The sequence below is a fragment of the Chitinophaga sp. genome, assembly GCF_039596155.1.
GTDB lineage: Bacteria > Bacteroidota > Bacteroidia > Chitinophagales > Chitinophagaceae > Chitinophaga.
Genome location: NZ_JBCNKF010000015.1, coordinates 161,992 through 181,443 on the forward strand (window position 1 = coordinate 161,992; position 19,452 = coordinate 181,443).

At 45.4% G+C, this 19,452-nt stretch carries 13 protein-coding genes and 2 tRNA genes; 11 read left to right on the forward strand and 4 right to left on the reverse strand.

From position 1 onward, the window contains the following. The first annotated feature begins 27 nt into the window (after nt 1-27). The 11 genes from ligD (at nt 28) to ABDW33_RS16280 (ending at nt 13,046) form a co-directional block, all read left to right on the forward strand. Nucleotides 28-1,992: a DNA ligase D gene (ligD, locus tag ABDW33_RS16230; RefSeq protein ID WP_343691128.1), complete on the forward strand. Its 1,965-nt coding sequence runs from the start codon at nt 28-30 to the stop codon at nt 1,990-1,992. Between the two features lie 30 nt (nt 1,993-2,022). Continuing rightward, nucleotides 2,023-3,726 (forward strand): arylsulfatase, encoded by a 1,704-nt coding sequence (locus ABDW33_RS16235; RefSeq protein ID WP_343691129.1) that lies wholly within the window; start codon nt 2,023-2,025, stop codon nt 3,724-3,726. 216 nt (nt 3,727-3,942) lie between these two features. Continuing rightward, the gene (locus ABDW33_RS16240) at nt 3,943-6,369 is read left to right on the forward strand and encodes an ABC transporter permease (RefSeq protein WP_343691130.1); all 2,427 of its coding nucleotides are present in this window, start codon (nt 3,943-3,945) and stop codon (nt 6,367-6,369) included. 160 nt (nt 6,370-6,529) lie between these two features. Further along, nucleotides 6,530-6,868, forward strand: a complete 339-nt coding sequence (locus tag ABDW33_RS16245) for a hypothetical protein (RefSeq protein WP_343691131.1) — start codon at nt 6,530-6,532, stop codon at nt 6,866-6,868. 130 nt (nt 6,869-6,998) lie between these two features. After that, nucleotides 6,999-8,663 carry a phage tail protein gene (locus tag ABDW33_RS16250; protein ID WP_343691132.1) on the forward strand — a complete coding sequence of 555 codons (1,665 nt, stop codon included), beginning with the start codon at nt 6,999-7,001 and terminating at the stop codon, nt 8,661-8,663. Nucleotides 8,664-8,974: 311 nt separating this feature from the next. After that, entirely contained in the window at nt 8,975-9,598 is a 624-nt protein-coding gene (locus ABDW33_RS16255; RefSeq protein WP_343691133.1) for a hypothetical protein, read from the forward strand. Between the two features lie 640 nt (nt 9,599-10,238). Continuing rightward, complete coding sequence (locus ABDW33_RS16260) at nt 10,239-11,024, forward strand: ATP-binding protein (RefSeq protein ID WP_343691134.1); 786 nt, start codon at nt 10,239-10,241, stop codon at nt 11,022-11,024. A 7-nt stretch (nt 11,025-11,031) separates the two neighbouring features. Then, the gene (locus ABDW33_RS16265) at nt 11,032-11,688 is read left to right on the forward strand and encodes a response regulator transcription factor (protein WP_343691135.1); all 657 of its coding nucleotides are present in this window, start codon (nt 11,032-11,034) and stop codon (nt 11,686-11,688) included. A 187-nt stretch (nt 11,689-11,875) separates the two neighbouring features. Further along, complete coding sequence (locus ABDW33_RS16270; RefSeq protein WP_343691136.1) at nt 11,876-12,787, forward strand: putative 2-dehydropantoate 2-reductase; 912 nt, start codon at nt 11,876-11,878, stop codon at nt 12,785-12,787. Between the two features lie 107 nt (nt 12,788-12,894). Then, nucleotides 12,895-12,964, forward strand: a tRNA-Lys gene (locus ABDW33_RS16275). 9 nt (nt 12,965-12,973) lie between these two features. Then, nucleotides 12,974-13,046 (forward strand) — tRNA-Gly (locus ABDW33_RS16280). A 19-nt stretch (nt 13,047-13,065) separates the two neighbouring features. Here the strand turns inward: ABDW33_RS16280 and ABDW33_RS16285 are convergent. The 4 genes from ABDW33_RS16285 to ABDW33_RS16300 all read right to left on the reverse strand — a co-directional run. Then, entirely contained in the window at nt 13,066-14,142 is a 1,077-nt protein-coding gene (locus ABDW33_RS16285; RefSeq protein ID WP_343691137.1) for a hypothetical protein, read from the reverse strand. 93 nt (nt 14,143-14,235) lie between these two features. Continuing rightward, nucleotides 14,236-15,687, reverse strand: a complete 1,452-nt coding sequence (locus tag ABDW33_RS16290) for an SDR family oxidoreductase (protein ID WP_343691138.1) — start codon at nt 15,685-15,687, stop codon at nt 14,236-14,238. A 97-nt stretch (nt 15,688-15,784) separates the two neighbouring features. Beyond that, on the reverse strand, nt 15,785-16,774 hold the full coding sequence (locus tag ABDW33_RS16295) for a type IX secretion system membrane protein PorP/SprF (protein ID WP_343691139.1): 990 nt from the start codon (nt 16,772-16,774) through the stop codon (nt 15,785-15,787). Further along, nucleotides 16,771-19,452, reverse strand: a 2,682-nt coding sequence (locus tag ABDW33_RS16300) for an Ig-like domain-containing protein (protein ID WP_343691140.1), incomplete at its 5' end; no start/stop codon positions are given. The genes ABDW33_RS16300 and ABDW33_RS16295, both read right to left, overlap by 4 nt.

Consider the following 19,452-nt stretch of genomic DNA (forward strand, 5'->3'; position numbering starts at 1 on the left):
GACCACTTTTTGTACTGGAACCTCATTATGAAAAAAGATCCGTTTCCTAAGCTCATCAAGCCCATGCTGGCTACATTGGTCACCAAACCTTTTGATACACCGGGTTGGCTGTACGAGGTGAAGTGGGACGGTTACAGGGCCACGGCCTACTGTAACAAGGGAAAGGTGGATATCCTTTCAAGAAATAATAAGTCGTTTAATGAAAAGTTTTATCCGGTTTATAATGCTGTGAAGGCATGGGGAATTCACGCAGTAGTAGATGGGGAAATTTGCGTACTGAATAAACAGGGAATATCCCATTTTGGGTCTTTGCAAAACTGGCGTAGTGAAGTTGACGGGGACCTGGTTTATTATGTATTTGACTTATTGTGGCTGGATGGCCGTAACCTGATGGGGTTACCATTGGCAGAGCGGCGAAAGCTGTTGCTATCGAAAATGCCTTCGATTGATATCATTCGTTATAGCGAGACCTTTGAAACAAAAGCCGGTGAGTTCCTGGATGCAGCACGGAAAATGGGAATGGAAGGGATTATTGCCAAAAAAGCAGATAGTATTTATGAACCTGGTGAACGCAGCAGGAACTGGGTAAAACTGAAAACAAATAAAAGACATGAGGTCGTGATTGGGGGCTTTACGCAGAATGAAGATTCTCCGAAACCTTTCAGTAGTCTGCTGGTGGGTGTTTACGAAAATGGCAAATTGCAGTATACAGGTAAAATAGGTACAGGATTTAATCAGGCGATGCAGAAAGAACTGATGGCTGCATTCAAGCCATTGATCAGAAAGACATGTCCGTTTGCACAGGTGCCGGATATTAATAAACCCTCCCGGTTCAGGCCAAACCCTCCGCAGGCAACAGCAACCTGGCTAAAGCCGACCTTAGTTTGTGAGGTAAGTTATGTCGAGATCACAGATGATGGCGTGATGCGGCATCCCAGTTTTGAGGGCATGCGAACGGACAAAGCTGCTGCCGATGTGAAAGCAGAAATAGCAGTAGATGAACCAGCCACTCAGACAAAGACAGCAACTCCTGCTGTAAAAGCGATGAAAATGCTCAAGCCCACCGTAACAGGCAGCTTAAAGACGTTGTTGAATCCCTCAGAAGAAACGCAGGTAAAAAAGGTGTCTGGGCACCAGCTCACCTTTTCTAATTTAAGTAAAATATACTGGCCGGAAGAAGCCATCACGAAGCGGGATATGTTGAATTATTACTACCAGATCGCCCCCTACATACTCCCCTATCTCAAAGACAGACCACAGTCACTGAACCGATACCCAAATGGCATTAAAGGCCATAGTTTTTACCAGAAAGACGTAACAGGCAAGGCGCCTGACTGGATCAGGCAATTCCCGTACACCACAAGTGAAGGAGAAGATAAGCACTTTCTCGTACCGGAAGATGCAGCCAGCTTATTATATATGGCAAACCTGGGAGCCATTGAAATGAATCCCTGGAATTCGACCATTCATCAACCAGATCATCCGGATTGGTGTATGATTGATCTTGATCCTGATAAAGGAAACACATTTGAGCAGGTGATACAAACCGCACAAACAGTAAAAGCCGTACTGGAAGAACTGAAAATAAAAAGTTACCCTAAAACCTCCGGATCAACAGGCATCCATATCTATATTCCGCTAGCAGCAAAGTACACGTATGATGAATGCCAGTTGTTCGGGAAGATTATTGCGACAGAGGTACACAAACGTTTACCCCGGTTTACAAGTATCGAGCGGATGACACGCAACAGGAAAGGCAAACTGTATATCGACTATTTACAAAACCGGCCCAAAGCTACACTGGCGGCACCCTATAGCCTGCGTCCCAAACCGGGAGCAACCGTATCTATGCCGCTGCATTGGGAGGAAGTGAAGAAAGGATTGCAGATGAAAGATTTTACAATAAAGAACGCTATTGCCAGGATACAAAGTGAAGGAGATATTTTTAAGCCGGTATTGGGGAAAGGCATCAATCTTGGAAAAATATTGTAATTTCCGAAGGTTTATTTAATCCTTTCTGATATGAAACCTCGCTTAGCCCATCTGTTTTTTTTATTGTTGGGAATGGCTGCAACAAATTCTATACAGGCACAGCAAAGACCAAATATCATCGTCATATTGAGTGATGATATGGGATATTCTGATATAGGCTGTTACGGTAGTGAAATCCACACACCCAACCTGGATCAGCTGGCAGCGGGGGGACTGCGGTTTTCACAATTTTATAATGGTGCAAGATGTTGCCCTACGAGAGCTTCCTTGCTTACAGGACTCTATCCGCACCAGGCAGGTATGGGCTGGATGAGAGATACGGATTACCAGTTGCCCGGGTATAGAGGAGACCTGAATCCCAAAGCCACCACGATCGCAGAGGTAGCTAAGACAGCCGGTTACGCAACATTTCTGACAGGGAAATGGCATGTGAGCCAGAACATCCGGGAAGACGGCCCTAAAACCAGCTGGCCGCTGCAGCGCGGATTTGACAGGTACTATGGTACTATACAGGGTGCGGGTAGCTATTTTGATCCGGCCGCCCTATGCCGGGATAATCACCTGATCTCTCCTTTTACAGATCCCGAATACAAAACAGATAGTTTTTACTATACCGATGCGATCACCCATGAAGCCATCCGGTTTATAAAGGAACGTGATACCAGCAAACCCTTCCTGCTATACGTGACTTATACAGCAGCCCATTGGCCATTGCATGCAAAGCCCGCAGATATCGCAAAGTACAAAGGAAAGTATGACAAAGGATGGGATGTAATCAGGACTGCCCGATTCGATAAACTAAGACATGAAGGTCTGATCTCTAACAATACAGAACTGGCCCCGGCGGATTATCCGGGTTGGGATAATGGCATAGACAAGGCCGTGCAGGCAGCAAGGATGGAAGTGTACGCGGCCATCATTGATGATATGGACCAGGGTATTGGTGCGATCAGGGAAACCCTGAAACAGCAGCGTATTGACAATAATACAGTCATCATGTATATGCAGGACAATGGAGGTTGTGCGGAAGATATTGGTGCAACAGGCGCCACAGGCAACTGGGCAGAACACCCGGAAACGCTCCGGCCACTGAAGAAAGACGAGATCTCTTACGCCACTATACCGCATATTACACGGGATGGGAAGCTGGTAAAAAAAGGTAAAGGGATAAGTGGAGGCCCTGATTCTACTTACATCTCCTATGGTAAGTCCTGGGCCAATGTATCAAACACCCCTTTCAGAGAATATAAGCATTGGGTGCACGAAGGTGGCATTGCTACACCACTTATCATCAATTACCCAGGCGTAACGAACGGGAAAAATAAGATCACATCCTTCACAGGCCACATCATAGATATTATGCCTACAATTGTCGAATTGACAGGAGCTGCGTATAACGGGAGTATACCATTGGAAGGCGTGAGCCTGGTGCCGTTGCTAAAGGGGAAATCGTTGGACAGGGGCAAGGCCATCTGCTGGGAGCATGAGATGAACAGGGCAGTACGGTTAGGTGACTGGAAACTCGTGTCAAAAGCCGTGTTGCTAAAGGACAAAGAGCATTACAGGCAGGGGAAATGGGAATTATATAATATGAAAAAAGATAGAAGTGAGCTGCATGACCTGTCAGAATTATATCCGGAGAAGGTAAAGGAATTGAGTAATATCTGGAATGCCTATGCACAGCGGGTGGGCGTCTTTCCGTCACCATGGAAACCGATCATGGATTTGAATTAAGGAGTTTACAACGATGACATTAGGAGGCATATCATTTGAAACGGTCCTTAGCTGAAATGAAAACCATTCTCAGTCTGAACCAATCGTTCACAACCGGACATATATTAAGGCAAAACCGAACACATATACATTTAAATTAATTATATACACCTTGTAATCATTCCATAGAGAACCGGCATACTCCATGTATGCTGGAGATAACTAATCTCTAGCCGTATGATCAGGAACTATATCAAAATTGCTTTCCGGAATCTGGTCAGTAATAAACTATATACGGTCATCAATATATCAGGACTTGCACTGGGCATTCTATCCTGTGTGGCTATCTGGGTGACCTGCCAGTTTGAATTGAGTTATGAAAACTTCCAGCCTGACAAGGAAAATATCTACAGGGTGGTAAGTGATGCTACTTCGCCCGAAGGCAAGCATAATTTCTTTTCTATGCCCCCTGATCCTCTGGCCAATGCAATGAGGGGGAATATAAGCGGATTAAAAGCGATAGCCGATTTTCACGCTTTTTATACGAAAGTTGACGCACCCAACGGCAAGCGCTTTCCCGCTCCGGACTTTCAGTATCAACCATCAGATATCATCATAACAGGACCTGATTATTTCAAGGTATTCACTTATCAGTGGCTCATCGGATCTGCTGCCACGGCAATGTCAGAGCCGTTTAAGGTAGTATTGACGGAAAGTAAGGCATATAAATATTTTGGTCATATCCCTTTGCAGGATATGGTTGGCAAGACCTTGCGCTACGAAGATTCTCTCACGCTTACAGTAGCAGGTGTCGTAAAAGATTATGCAGCAAACAGTGATTTCAGGTTTACAGATTTTGTCTCTATCAGTACTGTGCCAAACAGTTTTCTCGCAGGTAAACACATCTATACAGAAAACTGGGGCGGGTATTTCTCCCGTACACAGGTATTTGTAAAGTTAGTTCCGGGAACCGCGGTAGAACCTATCAACAAGCAGATGACCAACCTACTGCTTCAAAATACTACCCTCCGTAAAGGAGAACAGAAGAACCTCTTCTTACAACCGTTTCCGTCAATACATTTTGATACAAAGTATAGTGACTTCTTTTCAAAGCAGGCGCATTTACCAACGCTGTATGGATTATTATGTATTGCAGCATTTATCCTCGTCATTGCAGTGGTTAATTTCATCAACCTGTCTACAGTACAATCTATCCGGCGATCCAAAGAAATTGGTGTGAGGAAGGTGCTGGGAGGAAGCAGGAAAAGTCTGATCTTCCAGTTGCTCATCGAGACATTTCTGATTACCCTGGCTGCAATGAGTTTAGCAGTGATAACGGCATATCCCGTACTGGCGGCTTTGCAGGATTTCGTACCAGCGGGTGCTATTGCAACCATTTTTAGCTGGCAGAACATACTGATGTTACTGGTATTACTGGCACTTACCACCTTACTGGCTGGATTTTATCCAGCTATTGTATTATCGGGTAAAATCCCTGTAATCAGTTTGAAGAGTGATACAAAAGAGCGGGGATACCTGAGAAAAGCGTTAGTAGTATTTCAGTTTACAATCTCAATGGCATTTATCATCAGTACACTGGTAGTGCAAAAACAACTGCATTATCTACTGCATGCTGACCTGGGATTCAAAAGTGACGCGGTCATTAATATCAATACGGTTCCAGCCTATGAACGTTCTAAGGTAGATGTGCTGGCAGATAATCTCCACAGGATCCCCGGCGTAGAGTTGGTGAGTACAAGTAATGGTACACCTGCTGCATCGGCACATTGGGGTACACAGTTAAAATATAACGGAGGGAAGGAACCGGTGAAAGCGGATTGTCAGTTGTTGTGGATAGATGAGAATTACGTACCCTTGTATCAACTAAAACTGGTGGCCGGCAGGAATGTCCAGGCATCGGATAGTATGCGGGAGTTCCTGATCAATGAAAGTGCAGCAAAAGCCCTTGGATTTGCGCATCCTGAAGATGCTATCGGAAAAATGATGGAGAGTGGAATGAGTGATAATTCATCTCCTGTTTGTCCTGTAGTTGGTGTAGTAGCAGATTTTCATACGCAATCATTGCATGAGACAATAAAACCTGCATTTTTTACAGCGTCAAAGATGTTTGCTATAAATCTCAATGTCAAGATGCGTGGGGATTACAAAACCATGATAGCGGCTATTGGAGACGCATATAATAAGGTATATCCGAACGAGCAGTTTGAATATAAATTCTTTGACAATACCATAGCGGCTTTCTATGCGAAAGAACAGAAGACAGCCGCAATAATGAATACGGCTACCGTTATGGCGATCCTGATCTCCTGTATGGGACTGTTAGGATTGGCAGCCTTCAGCATCCGGCAGCGTAAAAAAGAAATCGGGTTAAGAAAAATTTTGGGGGCAAGTGTCACCCAGATCGTACTACTGCTGACCAGGAACTTTATACTACTGGTATCGCTGGCAATCCTGATTGCGACACCAATGGCATGGTATGCGATGAACGAGTGGCTGTCAGATTTTGCTTACAGGATAAATATATCGGTCGGGTTATTTTTGCTGGCCGGTGCACTGGCAATAGGAGTCGCGGTGCTCACGGTAAGCTTCCAGGCAGTCAGCGCAGCGCTGGTGAACCCTGCCCAAAGCATAAAAACAGAATAAATTTACGCAACCGCAGGCCCGCTTCGACAGCGATTTGTTTCTACCATCGGGGAAACAGAAGAACCGCATGATCCCCAGGTTACATCCGACAAAATTTGCTTTCCGGAAAAGTGAAAGCAAATTTTGTCTATCTTGTTTTAAAACAAACCTGGCCATCTTTATGAAACTGAAAGTTGTAAGAAAATTCCTCGAATACCTCTATTCCAACTACATTGGCAACTTTATCGGCTTCGCCATTGGTATGCTCTCCACCCGTCTGGTTTCCCACTTCTTCACGACCCGTTCCATCCATAACCTCTGGGGCCTTACCACACACAAAACCATCATTACCAAACACACCTACACCAACCTTGAATGGGGCATCTCCCTGGTCATCGGCTTCATTGTCTTTGAACTCATTTCAAAATACCTCCAAAAGAAAATGTCTGAGCTGCTTCCCCGCTACAAACTGACTCAATGGCTGGTAGACAACCCGGAAAGACCAACTGAAAATCAATGATTTAATACCTGCAAAGCTGAAAACCACCTTTTCCACCCCCTAAAAACAGCTGCTAAAAGGGAACATTCCGGCCTGTTCTCCCGATTCGTTTTGATTGACCTTTGTATCATCAATCAAAACAAAAAGGGACATGATTTTCGAAAATGCCACAACTGTATCCATCGGACCCGGGCTCCCCATTGGTGCTATTACCACCTTTGGCGGCGACCTTTCGAACCGTGAACAGTTGCATGCATTAGAAAGTGAAGGCTGGCTATTGTGCGACGGGAGTTCCTATTCCACCGGGGATTATCCGGAACTCTTCGCAGCCATCGGGCACGTTCATGGCGGAAACGAATCCCATTTTAACGTGCCCGATCTGATCGGGCGTTTTCTGAGAGGTACCTTACACCAGGCAAAAGGTACAGACCCGGACGCTAAAAATAGGCTTGCAGCAGCACCTGGCGGTGCCACCGGCAATAAAACCGGCTCATTACAGCAAACCGCTACAGGGCTGCCGTCGTCTCTCTGGTCCCTTTCTATCACCGGCGCCCATCACCATACCTGTGGCAGGCTTACCGCCAATATGCACAGGGCCTGGAGTGGCTCCACACACGAAATGGCAAGAGGTAACCAAACAATCGCCACAGAACCGGCGGGCGCACACTTTCACACACTCACAGGATTTGACACTGCGACCCTTCCCATCAACGTGGCTTTATATTTCGTCATAAAATGCCGTGCACCTGAAGTGCCTGCCGGCATATTACCAGCAGGCACTATTACTGCCTTCGGAGGCCCATTGCCGCACATACCTGCAGGATGGCTCCATTGCGATGGTAAATCGTATGCATGTACGGCTTACCCGGCATTGTCCGATACAATCCTGGGCAACTTTGGCGGAGATGGTCTTAAAAATATTCATGTTCCGGATTTAAGAGGATATTTTCTCAGAGGTACTAGTCACTTAACAAACAGGGACCCGGATGCGGATAGCCGCCATGCCCTTCACAAAGGGGGAAACACGGGCGACAACATCGGCTCTGTAGAGTATTATGCCACCGCATCTCCCCCCGGCATAACGACTACTGCAGCTGGTGCACATAACCACCAGGTAGCGAGTGTGCCCGTGTCTACCCACACTGCGGCCAAAGGAGCCACAGGTTTTACTGCCTACAACTGTATCGCATGGATTGATGATAGCGGACAGACCAACACCGCCGGGGAACATCTGCATACCATTACCGGCGGTGACCTGGAAACAAGACCGGAAAATATCTATGCTGATTTCCTGATCGCGGAACGAGACATTCCAGCTGCCGCACCTCCCATTGGAACGATCATGCCTTTTGGAGGTGATATAACAGATAGGGATGTCCAAATCAAATTACAGGCAGCAGGCTGGTTTCCATGCGACGGCAGCTCGCTGCGCAGAAATATATACCGAGATCTCTTTAATGTAATCGGTACTCACTTCGGTGGGGCGCCGTTAACCTTTGCACTGCCCGATCTGCGGGGATACTTCGTGACTGGGGCCGGAAAATTAAAGGTAGGCACCATACAGGTAATTTCTACTACGGGTTTGCCGGTAAATCCGATCAGGACAACTACAAATGGTAAACATACGCATGCTATTTATAGGGTGCCGGCAGAAAGACATGCGATCGATCCGGCAGAGGGATGGGAACTGGCAGCGTTTAATGCCGCCGAGAGTGCAACTTCCGTAGATGGGGAACATAGGCATGCTGTAGCAGGAGGCGATAGAGAATCGAGACCCATCAATGTAAATGTAGATTATATAATCAGGTTCAGATAACAGCTCCGTTCCGGTAATCGTGTATCATATACACAGCCCGGAACAGGCAACCAAGTCCTTCATAGATGATTGATTACAGGCAATTGTTGATGACAGCATCCGTTCAATGGCCTTTCATCCTATACGTCCCCCCTCAGACATAACCTGTACGAACAACAACCTGCACACTACTTTCAGAAAGGTACGTGGAAACGGCAGCTCATGGGCTAGGTAGCTGCCCTCCACTGCCTTTTGAAAGTAGTTGCAGGTCTTTAAATGAAATTGAAATAGTTTTTTATACATTTAGGTACACCTTAAATCATTTAATGTTTATGAACATCCCTGTTGCCATTATCACCATAGCTATGGTAGCTATGACTATGACTGCCTGTCAATCTAAACAATCACCTTCCATACCTGAAGATGATCACAAAGATACCGCTACAAGCGGTCTGCTGGAAAAAGACACCATCAGTGTCGAGTTTGCAAAAATATATGTTCAGAATTATGCGAAACGCGCTGGTAAACTTCCGGATACAACCGGGGACGGTTCCAGGGATAGCAGCGGCAAGAAGCCACCAAAGTGGGTTTCCAACACACGCGCCGTGTGGTTCAGTGTTTCAAAACTAAAAGCACTGGTTGAACAGCTGGAAGCAGAAGGCGGAGACGGTATCCGTTTCTATTACGCAGCATATGATAGCATTTACAACCGTTACGACAGCTCCCATACACACGTGCCACCATGTGATTACTGGAACCGTAACACCCTTGTAATGGTAACCACCAGGGATTCCTCTAATAATGGTACTACCTACCATTGGGATTATTACAACAACGACCCAAGGGGTACTAAAGGTAAAGGTCGTATTGTATTGGCTGCTCCTGAGAATCGTGGGGAAATGTGTCCGCCGCCTTACAACTGTAAATCAGTAGGCGCCCTGTTAATCACTCAATGATCTGACTCATAAATATGAAAGATTTTTTTACAGCAAATACCGTCGCAGAAATGATCTGCCTGTTGATAGGGGCGTTTTGTCTTTCACAAGACAAAACGCCTGTATGGCGGTTTACCATCGTCTACTTGTTGATAACCTGTGCGACAGAATTGACGGGTGTTTACATTCGCCAAATGACGCACTTACCCAATGCCCCATTATATAATGCCTACCTGCTGATAGAATGTGGTTTTATTAGTTACTTTTTTTATCACCAGTACCTGCAATACACAGATAAAGGAAAAATCCTTATCGGATGGCTTTGCCTATTTCTGGTGATGTATATATATGAAGGTCTTCCGAATCATTTTGCAAAGTTCGTAAACGTAACCGCTTCAATAGAATCCGTAGTATTTGTATTGGCAAGTCTCTATTTTTACTACCTTATTCTGCGGGACGATAAGTATGTCGTTCTGAACACCTACGCACCGTTTTGGTGGGTAAACGGAACGCTAATATTTTATTTTGGTAGTACAGCGACCAACATTTTCTTTGATTTTCTGGCAAATGACAGAATATCGCATTTTCCAGCTTCGATTAGGTATATTACCTATTCAATTCTGAATGTGTTGTTGTATTCCTGTTGGTCATACGCTTTTATATGCAGATTTCTTCAAAGGAGATATTATTCCTCATCGGTTTAACAACCGTTATCTTTCTGATTGCCCCCTTGTTCCTGATTGTATATGTAAACCTCTATAACAGAAGGAAAAAGAAGCATGCAGAAGAAAAGGAAAGCCTGAAACAGGCATTTAATACCGAATTGTTAAAAACCCAGATGGAGGTCCAGGAACAAACCCTGAAGACCATAGGTTACGATCTACACGACAATATCGGACAGTTGCTGGGCCTTACGGTAATGACTCTGGGCTCAATCAATATACAGGATACAGAGAAGGCCGGTGAAAAAGTGGCCGCGGCAGAAGCACTGGCCAAAAGGGCGGTGAAAGAGCTGCGGGCACTGTCCCGGTTATTGCATGGCGAGGAGCTACTGAACAGGGGGCTCGTCAATGCAATTGCCTTTGAACTGGAATACCTGGAGCGGTCTGACCTTTTTAAAATAACCTACACCCATCCCGATACACCCCTCCCACCACTTGCAGATAAAGCGACGATTACCTTCCGGCTCTTTCAGGAGATCCTGAATAATATAGTAAGGCATGCACAGGCCAATGAAATTGTTATTAACTTAGCGTTTGCTGGTAATGTTTTAACCTTGTCTATACAGGACAATGGTGCAGGGTTTGACGTGGCTGAAATCATGAAACTGCACAAAGGCATGGGATTGCAAAATATCCAGAAGCGGGCAGGCATGATTGGCGGCCAGGCACATATCCAATCAACACCCGGTGCCGGCACGACAATTAAGATAACGATTCCTTACTAAAAGACTTATGCCTGAAAAGCAAACCACGATTGCCATTATTGATGACCATACCCTGTTCAGACAGGGAATGATAAGCCTTTTGTCAGAGTTTCCTGAGATTTCAATCGTTTTCGATGCATCCAACGGGGAAGACATGAAGCACAAAATCACCCGATTCCCTTTGCCGGAGGTAATTTTGATGGATATCAGTATGCCCGTGATGGATGGATTTGAGAGCACAAGATGGCTGAGAGAACATTATCCGGATGTGAAGGTACTGGCGTTAAGTATGTTCGAGGAAGAGAAACCGATCATTAAAATGCTGAAAAATGGTGCCGGCGGCTATCTGCTGAAGGAATCCAGGACAACCGATGTGGTACATGCGATCAAGATGCTCAATGAGCAGGGATTCTTCATTAATGATTTGGTATCATTTAAGTTACTGAGGAATATACAGGGACACCTGGCAGGAGGAAACGTACCGGAACAGTTGAGCAGTAACGAGGTAAAGTTCCTGGAATTGTGTTGTACGGAATATACCTATAAGGAAATTGCAGATCAGATGAACCTGAGCCCCCATACAATTGATAATTACAGGCAGGACCTGTTTCAGCGGTTTGGGATAAAAAGCAGGACCGGGTTAGTGTTGTTTGCGATAAAGAATGAATTGATCACGTTGAAATGAGTGGGCGTAAAATGATCTTACTAATTCCTGAAAAACGGATATAGAATTCGAAGCAGTGAATGCCGTCTGCACAGCGAGCGGCGACCAAATTAAACGATTAGGGAGCTGCTACCTTATAATTTTGTGCGTTGACCAAAGCGGATAAGTAATAGGTTGTACCTTAGCAACCACATTAGAATTTCATACAATGAAATATGCGATAGTAGGCACCGGTGCCATCGGAGGTTTTTATGGCGCCATGTTAGCCAATGCCGGCGAGGAAGTACACTTTTTATTAAACCGTGATTATGCCTTTGTAAAGGAAGAAGGACTGCACATAACATCTGAAATATTCGGTGATATTCATTTAAAAAAGGTCCACGCATATCAGCGGGCTGTTGATATGCCTGCTTGCGATGTGGTACTCGTCTGCCTGAAAACAACCGACAATTCCGATCTGTTGCCATCTTTACTACAGCCATTATTACATGCCGATGCAGTAGTTATATTGATGCAGAATGGGCTGGGTATGGAAGCAGACGTAGCTGCTATGTTCCCGGATACAGGCATCGCAGGCGCTACCGCCCTCATCTCTGTCAATAAAGTCGGCCCCGGACAAATGCATCACCTGGATTACGGAGATATCGAGATAGGAAATTTTAATATCCGGGACACTCGTATTATTGACCAGGTGGTCGCTGCATTTGACAAAACGGGACTGATCGCAAAAAAGGCAGCAGACCTGGTAACCTTACGTTGGAAGAAGCTGGTATGGAATATTACATTCAACGGGATGTCAGTAGTACTGAATACCACGGCAGATAAATTGCTGGCAGATGCGGCAACGTATAATCTGTCCAAAGCGATCATGACAGAAGTGATTCACGGTGCAAATGCATGTGGAGCGGCATTGCCGGAATCATTAGTGTATGATATGTTGCAGTTCACAATCGCAATGCGGCCGTATGCACCGAGCATGAAAGTGGATTATGATAATAAGCGGCCGATGGAAGTAAAATACATCTATGAGCATCCGGTGGCAATGGCCAGGGCCGCAGGGTATTACATGAGTAAAGTAGATATGTTGCTGCAACAGTTATTATTTCTGAGTAAATATTAACTATTTTCGCATTACAATGGGGGTGTATACTTAAATGGAAAACTGCTTACCCCAACGTTTGCGGATGCAAGTTCGAGTCTTGCCACCTCCATTGTGTATATTCTGACGGGAATAGTTTAGCTGGAAAAACACCGGTGCTTTAAACCGGAAACGCAGGTTCGAGCCCTTCTTTACCCGCAACGCAATAGTGCTGTAGTATAATTGGGAAATGCGTCTGCTTACCAGGCAGAAGTTGCTGGTTCAAGCCCGGCCGGCACTATTGTAATGTATATTTTTGCTTATCTATACACACTCTTAATTGCCCTGCTATCCGGGTGTATATACCCCACCCCTCTTGATGGGTTACCATCCAATACGATATGTGGCACCTGTATATTTTTCAGGATCTCTTCTTTAGTTGCCTGCGGAAGACAGGTCTTTGTCAGATTCAAACTACGTAAAAAACTAAGCTTCATAATTGCCGTACCCCCTTTAGCACTGATTTCATTTCCTTTTGCTGCCAACACCCTGGTAGAAGCAGCATATCCTAAATCCAGCATATCCAGGCTATTATGAATGTTCAACGCTTCACACAGGCGAACCACTCCTTCATCCGTTATTCCGCAACTTGCCAGGCTTAATTCTTTCAACGTAGTATTTATGGCAAGTGCAGGTAGCAGGTTAAACACGCCTTCATTTCCTATACAATTTGCACTTAGATATAACCCTTGCAGATGTTTATTGCCCGACAACATCTTATTAAAATATAACATCGTCTCAGCGGTCATGTAATTCCCTCCAACATACAACCGTTCAATACTGGTATTCGTCATAAGATAGTTCAGTAATTCATGCATCGCATCTCCCACACAAATATTTACCAGGTCAAGTGTTCGGATATTTGGATTCCGTTGCAATAGCCGGACGATTGACGGTATACTTCCTGCTCCAATCGGATTACGTTTAAACCAAAGGCTCTTTACAGTATTATTCAGCTCCAATGCTTCACAGATAGCCACACATCCTTCCTCCTCTATATAGTTACAACCGAGATAGACAGTTTCAATGGTTGTATTCACTTTCAGCAGCTCTCCTACTGCGATCGCACCTGGATTACCAAATGAATTTGTACCTAGTAACACATGCTTAATCAGGTAGTTCTGTTTTAAAGCAGCAACGATCCTTGTAATTCCCTCCACACCGAGCTTTTGTTTACAGAGGTCAAGACGACCGTCGGGTGTAATCGTACCTACAGGAAAAACTTTATCAGTTGACGGTAGTGGCTGATTACCGGCGATAAATTCAATAATGGGCTGCAGATCCGCGGAAAATTGATGGATAACGTGATCTACAGGACAAAGAATGGTTGGATGCATAAGATAGTATTTTTACAAGACGCAATGGAAGCAATTACCACCTTGCTATTTTCTAAATAATAAATCTGACAAAAAATTTTCAACAACAAATACTTACCACGCGTGGGGTAGATAGTCCTTTAAAAAATGTCCGAACAAAGGTAACTCCGATAATGTCATCCCTTTCACCACCGGGTCATAGATCCTCGCCATCCCATCTACCTCATCCAGTGGCGGCACAAACGCCTTCTCCTCATACATCCGCTCTTTCCTGGGAAAAGGATTTTCCTGCGTGATCCAGCCAGTATCTACACTGTTCATGTAAATTCCATCAGTCGCGTACTCCTGCGCCGCCGTCCGCGTCATCATATTCAGGGCAGCCTTCGCCATGTTTGTATGTGGGTGAAAAGGTGTTTTGGCAGCCCTGTTAAACTGCCCCTCCATGGCCGATACATTCACGATAAACTTCCTTTCAAACGGCGAATTCTTCATCATCGTCCGCAACTGGCTATTCAACAAAAAAGGTGCTGTCACATTGACCAATTGAGTTTCCAGCATTTCCACCGGGGGCACCTCATGCAGTAACATCGTCCAGCTATTACTGGTACGAAGGTCTATTTGCTGATGGTCTTTGTCAAACCTATTCTCAGGAAAAGCAGCATTCGTATCTACCGGCAATAATTGCTGTTCCCAGCTACCCGTGACGAACTGAAACGGCATGTCTGCCACAAGGCATTTTCTCGCTGCAGGCGGTAACGATTCTACCCGGCTTTCTTCAAGATCAAAAAGATGCTGATAAAAAACAGGAGGCCTTCTCACAGTTTGACAGGCATTATTAATAATGATATCTAAATGCTTTTCCCTGGTCTGAAAGTACTGAATAAAACTATTGACATTCGATAAATTACGCAGGTCCAGCGCCAAGACTTTGAGACGGTGCTTCCAGTCTTCAAAATCTGCTTCCCTGGCAAACCGTAGAATAGCGTCTTTGGGGAAACGGGTTGTCACCCATACGGTTGCACCATCACGCAGCATGCGTAAGGCTATGAGGTAGCCAATTTTAATCCTTCCCCCGGTTATGAGTGCGACGCGGCCCGTCAGGTCGGTTCTTTGAATTCTATTGCTGTAATTTAATGTTGCACACGTTGGGCATAGCTGGTGATAAAAGAAATGTACGTCTTTATAAGATGTCTTGCAGATATAGCATTTTTGAAAACCGGTCAGGATAAGAGGTTGACCAGGGAGGGAAACTTGTACGCTATCCGGTAATTCGTATTTGCGATACAAGACTGTCTGGGTCAGGATGATTTTCTTATCATATTGCTTCAGCCAATCCTGCTTTTGTGAAAGCTTGCGCAATTTATCAGGTGAAGTAGAATTGGAAATAAGCTGTTGCTGTACAGCCTGGGTTGTTTGTTGTTTGAGATCCTTCTTGGCACGCTTGTATAATTTTGTAACAAGACCTTTGAGGGTCATCGTGTCCAGAGATTTATCCGGATCTTTGGACAATACCTGTAGTACTTTGATACAGGCGTCCCACTCAGCCCTGGAGAATTCATTTGGCATATTTACTTAGGAAAAATTTGCAACCTAATTTATTCAAGGTACGCAAATTTAAAGGATTCCATTTTGTAAAAAACCGGTTAACATTTCCGATGCATTATTAAAAGACCTTCGGACAAGTGATACCCAATTTACGCAAATTCACATGGTCACGATTCGTAGGAATAGTAAATCCGATAGAAATCTCATGAGACCCGTTGCTATAACTCTGTAGTGGACCAATGGAAAAATCATAGGCATAACCGATACGTAGTGTTGGCATCGGGAATATCTCAATCGCTGCTACAGCAGCATCTCTTGTGATCAATGTCTTTTGCAGGTATGCTTTATCGTAGAGCGACACGCTGGTTCTGTAGGAGCCCCCTATCCAAAGTTTTTCGGAGATCAGCAAAAAAGCATTTAAGTCTAAACTGGTAGGTCCTCCCCTGTCGTCTTTCATCAGAAATGAGGGTTTGAGAGACAATTGCTCACTCAGTTTGAACATCGCACCGGCAGTTATATAATAATGCGGACGTGGTGTAGGAATATAAACGTATTTTGATTTATTGACATGCGGAGCTACGAGGTTGTCTACAGAAACCCCGGCATAGAATCTGTCATCTGCATAAAAGACCCCTGCCCTGGCGTCGGGAACTGTTGTTGTAAGTGTGCCCGCAGGCATATCATCTTCAGGATTGGTGGTTGTGAGCAGGGAGGTGTTTACTGCCAGGTTCACCAGACCGCCACTGATGCCGAATGCGAGCCGGGCAGTCCCATCTTCATTCATGCGTATCCTATAGGCGTAACTGGCGTAGAGGGATTGGTTCGTCTGCGCACCGAGTTTGTCGGCCACAGCCTGTATCCCCCAGCCTACATTTCCCTCGTTGGCAATATTATCGGCAGAAACAGAGAAGCTCCGTGGAGCTCCTTCTATTCCAGTCCACTGGGCCCGATAGAACGCATGCAGGTATAATTCCTCTTTATAACCTGCATACGCCGGGTTGATGTAGATGCCGTTAAACATATATTGGCTGAACTGTGCTTCCTGTTGGGCAAATGTTGATTTGCCCAACGCCATACATAGCAACAATATAAAACCTCTTTTCATCATTTCTTGAATTTGCGCAGGATGGTTGTGAATCCTTTGAAGACCTCCCAATCTGCCGCGCCCTGTTTCTTAACGCGTAATAGATAGTAGTAGGTGCCTTCGCTTAATCCATCGCCTGCCCAGGTATTGGAATAGTTATGCTGGCGGTATACTTCATTACCCCAACGGTTTACAATGATCAATTCATTTTCCGTGTATTTGTTCAGCCCGACGATTTCGAATACGTCGTTCTTACCATCGCCATTTGGTGTAAATAAGGTAGGTACTACGATGTAGACAGCACCTATGTGAATGGTCACAGTAGCGATGTTAGATACATAGCCGTCGGTATCTGTAATGGTATAAGTAAAAGTGTCATCTCCTACATAGCCCTGGTCTGGCACGTATTCGACGTTACCGTAAGTATCGATCGACAATGTACCATGTTGAACTTGTGTGATGATATTGAGTGTTTGTAAAGCAGCTGCGCCTAAGTCATCGTTATCTACCGGGTTGAAATTAGCACGACCGTTCATTCTCATATCATACACATCATCGTTGGCTTTTGGTACACCTGGAACTGTGATTGTCGTTGGTGTATCATTGTAAGCGGTGGTACCTGATATGTCGGATACGGTGAGACTACCTGCAGTGGCACCGCTAACTGTGGCAGTATTGGTTACTGACCCGTTTTCCCGATCAGTCTGCGTGAGGGTGTAAGTAGCGGTTTGTGTAACTACAGCGCCCGGTTGCAGAGAAGCGGAGATGGTGGCATTCAGGTTGACCATTGGATCAGCGAGGATGACATTCGTTAATGCGACATCGCCGGTATTTGTGGTCGTGAACGTATAGGTAATGGTATTACCATGAAGCAATGCGGTTTTCACCAGGGTAATGGCTGGGTGCGTAGTGACCTGGATGACGGTGATATAGATCGTCACGGTAGTCGTCAGCTGGCCATCGCTGATGGTGATAGTAAAACTATCATTGCCTGTATAACCGGTAGCTGGCGTGTACGTATACGTACCATCAGCATTTACTGTAGCGGTGCCATGAGCAGGGCTGGTGGCCTTTGTAAAGGTTAATGGGTCACCATCTACATCATTTCCGGTTGCTGTACCAGCGTAAGAAGTATTCTGTGGTGTAGTAATAGTTTGGTCAGTACCGGTTGGTGCATCGTTTACTGGTGTGATGGTTATGTTTACAACAACAGCACCGGTGCCTCCGTGGCCATCAGAGATGATGATAGTGAAAGCGTCGGAGCCGTTGTAGTTAGCAGCCGGTGTGTAAATATAAGTACCATCGGTATTGACAGTTACGACACCATGCGCAGGATAATTACCTGCGGTATGGGTGATTGCGTCTCCGTCAGCATCAGTACCTGTGACACTGCCATTAACCGGAGTGTCTTCAGGGGTGGTGATGTGCTGGTCTACACCGGTTGGTGCATCATTCACCGGCAAAACGTTGATACTAACCGTCACTGTAGCAGACAGCTGACCATCACTAATGGTAATGTTGAAACTGTCCGGGCCGAAATAATTGGCGGCAGGTGTATAAGTATACGAGCCATCTGCATTTACAACGACAGTACCATGGGTTGGGTTGGTAGCTTTTGTGAATGTGAGAGGATCGCCATCTACGTCGGTGCCGGTAGCTGTTCCGCTCACAGGAGTGTCCTCGTTGGTGGTTTGAGAGTCGCCAGTACCTGTCGGAGCATCGTTGACCGGATTGACTGTGATAAAAATGCTTACGGTGGTAGTACCGTTATGGCCATCGTCGAGTTTGATGGTAAATTGATCCTGGCCATTGTAGTTGGCGTTTGGCATGTAGGTAAATGTACCATTGGCATTTACGATAACAGTACCATGCGCGGGATCGGTGCCTTTACTGTAGGTGATGATATCGCCGTCTGGGTCAGTACCGATTATGCTACCATTGTAAGGCGTGTCTTCGTCGGTGGTAACGAGCTGGTTGAATGCGGTAGGCGCATCGTTTACAGGAGTTACCGTGATATTGATAGTTACAGTCGCTGTGCCACCATTGCCATCTGAAATGATGATGGTGAAGCTATCTGCTCCATGGTAGTCCGCAGCTGGTGTGTAGGTGTAAGTGCCATCGGCATTTACTACAACTGTACCATGCACAGGGTCAGTGCCCTTGCTGTAAGTCAGTGCGTCTCCGTCTACATCATTACCTACCACACTACCATTGTATGGAGTGTCTTCATTAGTTGTGATGTTCTGGTCTACACCGGTTGGATTATCATTTACTGCTGTGACAGTGATATTGATAGTTACAGTAGCAGTTCCTCCATTTCCATCTGAGATGATGATTGTGAAACTATCTGCTCCATGGTAGTCAGCAGCTGGTGTATATGTGTACGTACCATCAGCATTTACTACAACCGTACCATGTGATGGGTCGGTGCCTTTGCTGTAAGTCAGTGCATCTCCGTCTACATCATTACCAACCACGCTGCCATTGTAAGCTACATCCTCAGGAGTTGTAACATTCTGGTCTACACCGGTTGGATTATCATTAACTGCTGTGACAGTGATATTGATAGTTACAGTAGCTGTTCCACCATTACCATCTGAAATATTAATTGTAAAGCTGTCCGGGCCATTGTAGTCTGCACCTGGTGTATAGGTGTAAGTACCATCGGCGTTTACTACAACTGTACCATGTACAGGGTCGGT